The 4,886-nt window shown below is 61.4% G+C and carries 4 protein-coding genes; all 4 read left to right on the top strand.

Going from position 1 to position 4,886, the window contains the following annotated elements:
- Positions 1 to 956: TolC family protein (locus tag O6929_08160; GenBank protein MCZ6480359.1), on the top strand; the 956-nt coding region annotated here is incomplete at its 5' end.
- A 60-nt stretch (positions 957 to 1,016) separates the two neighbouring features.
- Positions 1,017 to 1,571, top strand: a complete 555-nt coding sequence (locus tag O6929_08155; GenBank protein MCZ6480358.1) for a hypothetical protein — start codon at positions 1,017 to 1,019, stop codon at positions 1,569 to 1,571.
- 58 nt (positions 1,572 to 1,629) lie between these two features.
- Positions 1,630 to 4,590, top strand: a complete 2,961-nt coding sequence (locus tag O6929_08150; GenBank protein MCZ6480357.1) for an ATP-dependent DNA helicase — start codon at positions 1,630 to 1,632, stop codon at positions 4,588 to 4,590.
- A 101-nt stretch (positions 4,591 to 4,691) separates the two neighbouring features.
- Positions 4,692 to 4,886 (top strand): hypothetical protein (locus tag O6929_08145; protein MCZ6480356.1); only part of this gene is annotated, 195 nt, incomplete at its 3' end.

Here is a 4,886-nt window from a genome sequence, read left to right as displayed (position 1 = left end):
AAACGATCATGGATGTGGTCACCCAAATCCAAGATGTCTACTGGGATCTGGTCTTCACTATCGAAGACCTCAAAGTCGAGCAGCGCTCCCTTCGCCTGGCCCAGGAGTTGGCCGAGGTGAACCGGGCCCGGGTCCGGGCCGGGGTGGCGGCTCCGGTAGAGATCACCCAGGCCGAGACAGATATCGCGGCGAGAGAAGCGCGGGTCACGGAGGCGGAGAAGCGGATGCGTGATGCGGAGGATCGTCTGAAGGTGGTCCTGAATATTCCGAAGGAAGGGGAGTGGGGGGGGGCTGTCCATCCCGCGGACCCGGCCCGCTTTTCCCCGATTACCCCGGACCTTCCCGGCGCGGTGGCAGACGCCCTCCGCATGCGGCCGGAGTATGAAGTCGCCAAGATACAAGTGACCAATAGGGAGCTGGACCTTCGATTTACCCGGAACCAGCTTTTGCCGGATCTCTCTTTTCAGGGGAGTGTGGGAATCAACGGACTCAGCGCCCTCGATCCTTCCTATGGGGATGCGCTCGACGATCTTGGCTCCGGGAACAACTTCAGCTACTCGGCCGGATTGGTGATTACCATCCCCCTGGGGAATCGGGCTGCCCGGGCCGAGTTCATCAAGGCGCAACTGGAGGTGCAGCAGGCCCAGGTCTCTCTCCGAGACCTGGAATTTGAGATCACCGCCCAGGTCCGGGAGGCGGTAAGGAGAGTTAAGGCGGATGCCAAGCTGGTGGCGGAGATCAGGGCCGCCAGGGAGCTGGCCGAAGAACAGCTTCGGATCGAGCAGATACGGTTGGAAGCCGGGGTCTCGACCACCTTTGAGGTCCTCCGGTTCCAGCGGGACCTGGCGGTGGCCCAGTCTGCAGAGGTGAGGTCGCTGACCAACTATTACAAGTCAATAGCAAATCTGGATCGGGTGCGAGGAGTCGTACTCGAGAAGCACCGGATCCAGATGTAATGGAGAAGAATGATTATTTCCCCTACTAGACATTCCATTCGGTGGCCGGTAGTCCTGGGTGTGCTCCTGGCTCTGCTTCCGCATCAGGCCCAGGCCGTTTCTCTATCCCTATCCACGACGCAGATCGATGAAGCACTCCGGTACGGTCAAGAGGCCCGCGCACTACCCTTTGCCTTCTTCGCTCGAGAGTGGCGGGCCGAGGGGATGCAAGGACCGGGTCAACGCCTCGGCGGTACAGCCTGGCTCCAGTCCCCCTTTGCTCGGGTGGCCCACACCGGATGGACGGCGACCCACCGCGGTCTTGCCCTGACCAAGACGGACCTCCGCCGACAGTTCAAGCAGGTTGGCCCTCGCCTGGTCTTTGCCGTCACCCTGGTATCCCCTCTGGAGCACGACGAGACCTATCAGGTGAGTCTGCACCAGGCGGGCGAAATCATTGGACCAACTTATGTGGAAAGAGCTCAGGATGTCTCCGGTGACGAGATGGCCTGGGTATACCTCTATTGCCTCTTCCCCGCCGAACAGGTTGATCTCCAGGGGACCGTGATCCTGGTGGTGACCGACCCGCACGGAAATCAGCTCCCCTTTGTTTTCGACCTGTCCCGGATGCGGTAGCGCAGACGGGGCCCTTGACACCCCTTGCGCACTGTGCGAGCCTCCGGGCGGAGGCAGGATGGGAGGGAACAAACAGATCCCAACGGCAGCGGTGTCGCCCGCGGTCGAGACGATCCTTGAGGGACTCGATCCGGACCAGGTCAAGGCGGTCACTGCCCCGGACGGGCCCCTGCTCATCGTTGCGGGTGCGGGGACCGGCAAGACCACCGTCCTCACCCGCCGGATCGCCTTCCTGATCGCAACCAAGCTGGCCAGGCCGAGCGAGATCCTCGCCCTTACCTTCACGAATAAGGCCTCCAGTGAAATGGAAGAGCGAGTAGATCTCCTTGTCCCCTACGGGTACGCCGAAGTCTGCATCAGCACCTTTCACGCTTTTGGTGATCGCATCCTTCGGGAACAGGCCCTGGCGTTAGGCCTCGACCCTGATTTCACGGTCCTTACCCGTCCCGAGCAGGTCGTCTTTTTCCGCGAGCGCCTCTTCGAGTTTCCCCTCTCCTACTATCTCCCGCTGGGTGATCCCACCAAATACGTCGAAGGCATCCTGACCCTCGTCAGTCGGGCAAAGGACGAGGACGTCAGCCCGGCGGAGTACCTCCAGTATGCCGAGCGCCTCGCCGATCGGGCACGAACCCACCCGGAAGATAGCCAACTGCATGAAGAAGCACTGCGACAAAGAGAAATCGCCCTCACCTACCAGAAGTATCAAGAGCTCATGGCTCGGGAGGGGTTGGCGGACTTCGGGGATCAAGTGACCACGACCCTCAAGCTCTTTCGAGAGCATCCCGCGATCCTCGCCGAGTACCAGAATAGATTCCGCTACATCCTCGTTGACGAATTTCAAGATACCAACTACGCCCAGTGGCAGCTCCTGCAGATGTTGGCCGGGGGGAGTGGGAACCTCACAGTGGTTGGGGATGACGACCAATCCATCTACAAATTTCGGGGAGCGGCGGTGAGCAATCTGCTGAGCTTCACCGAGGTCTTTCCTCGGACGGAGGTCGTGGTCCTGACCCAGAACTACCGATCGGGCCAGCCCATCCTGGACGCCGCCTACCGTCTGATTCGCCACAACGACCCAGACCGCCTGGAGGCGCGGCTGGGATTGGACAAGCGGCTCCTCGCCCGTCGTGAGGGGGCTCGCGCGGTGGAGCACCGTTACTACGACACGTTGGGGAGTGAAGCGGACGGGGTCGCCGGGCTTATCGAGGCAAAGGTGTCCTCAGGAGCATATCGGTATCGGGACATGGCCATCTTAGTCCGGGCCAACCGGGATGCCGATCCCTTCCTGCGGGCCCTGAATATGCAAGGGGTGCCGTGGCGCTTTTCGGGGGCGCACGGCCTGTACAACCGAGAGGAGATACGCCTCCTCATGGCGTTCCTCCGGGTGGTGGCCGATCCCGAGGCAAGCGAGTTCCTCTACCACCTCGCGTCCGGTGAACCTTACCGCGTTCCGTCCCTGGATCTCGCGCGGTGTAGCGCCGCGGCCCGGCGCGCAAAGCGCAGCCTTTTTTGGATCTTTCAGCATCTCGATGCTGCCGGCCTGGATGACCTCTCGGGTGAGGGGATCGCGACCATCCGAAAACTCCTGGAGGATCTTGAGGCGTACATCCAGCGGGCTCAAGCGCTCAGGACCGGTGAGGTCCTGTACCATTTCCTTATGGAGAGTGGATTTCTGAAGCGGCTCATGGCCCGGAGCGACATCGCCAGCCAGTTCCAAGTGCAGAACATCGCCCGCTTCTTCGAAAGGGTGAAGCGGTTCAGCGATGTTGCCTTGCTCGATCGCGTGGCTCAGTTTGTTGAGTACCAGGACAAACTTCTCGAGGCTGGTGAAGACCCGACGGTGGCAGAAGCAGATGTGGACATGGATGCGGTACATGTCCTCACCCTTCATAAGGCCAAGGGGCTGGAGTTTCCCGTGGTCTTCTTGGTGGGGCTCACCGCCGACAAGTTCCCCGCTCGTGGAAGGCGCGATCCCATTGACCTGCCGGCACCTCTGGTCAGGGACTGTCTTCCGGAGGGCGACGTCCGCCTTCAGGAGGAGCGCCGCCTCTTTTTTGTGGGTATGACGCGGGCCAAGGACGAGCTGTGCCTCACCTCCTCCCGGGACTCCGGGTCGGGGAGGCCCAAGAAGGTGAGCCGCTTCGTTTTGGAGGCGCTGGACCTCCCGCAACCGGAGCAGGCGGCCTTCCGGGCTTCACCGGACGAGGTAATCGCGCGGTTTGCCCCCTCCGTCGGGCAGGGATCGGGGGAGCTTCAACCCATGGCCCCGGACGAAATCCTGACCCTGAGCTACTTCAGCGTGGACGACTACCGGACCTGCCCGCTCAAGTACAAATACATCCAGATCCTGCAGGTGCCCATCCGGGAACACCACACCGTGATCTACGGAAAGGCCCTCCACGATGCTGTCCAGGCATACTTCCGCCATAAGATGCGGGGGAAGCCGGTGACGCGTGAGGAGCTGTGGGCGGTCTTTGAGGGATCTTGGGTGAGCCGTGGGTTTCTCTCGCGGGAACATGAGGAGCAGCGTCTCGAGGCGGGCCGGCAGACGCTCAGCCGATTCTATGACCGAGAGGAAGAGGCCGGAACGATCCCCACGTATGTGGAAAGGGAGTTCGGCTTTACCGTCGGTCGGGACCGAGTCATCGGCCGCTGGGACCGGGTGGATGTGAGCGGGGAGCAGGTGGTGATCATTGATTATAAATCCTCCGATGTCCGTCAGCCGAAGGAGGCAACACGCCGGGCGCGCGAGAGCCTGCAGCTGGCCATTTATGCCTTGGCCTATCGCCAGATGTACAGTCAGATTCCGACGCGCGTAGAGCTTCATTTTCTGGAGTCTGGTCTGATCGGTGCTACCCAAGAGACTGAGGAGGAGATCGAGAAGACGGCAGAGATCATCAAGGAGGTGGCGGCTGGGTTACGGGCTCGGGACTACACCGCCAAGCCGAGCTACATGGCTTGCGGTTATTGTGCCTTTCGGGAGATCTGCCCGGGTGCGTGGGGAACACAATCCGCGTGAACCGTTGACCGACAGCCGCTGGCCGGGGGATTTCGAAATTCGACATTCGAAATTCGAATTTATCCATGGACCCTGAACTCTCAGCTATGAACCACGAGAGGATGCGGATCGCGATCGACATCGACGATGTGCTCGCCGATTCCCTTTCCGAGTTCCTAGTGCCGCACCAACTATTTTTCACTAGCATTCCGCGCTGGTGCGGCACTTCCGCTAGGGGGGCAGGCCCCCCTTCGGCGCTCGGCGTTCGCCTCGCTGAGCACCCCCCAGGCGTAGGGGAGCCTCTCCCCTACAACCCC

The organism is Candidatus Methylomirabilota bacterium (assembly GCA_027293415.1).
GTDB lineage: Bacteria > Methylomirabilota > Methylomirabilia > Methylomirabilales > CSP1-5 > CSP1-5.
The sequence above is the reverse complement of the archived record's forward strand: the minus strand, read 5'-3'. Positions and strand labels throughout refer to the sequence as shown.

Excerpts from the sequence above, each read along its gene's own strand:
- O6929_08150 (MCZ6480357.1), top strand. The coding sequence starts at position 1,630 with ATGGGAGGGAACAAACAGATCCCAACGGCAGCGGTGTCGCCCGCGGTC.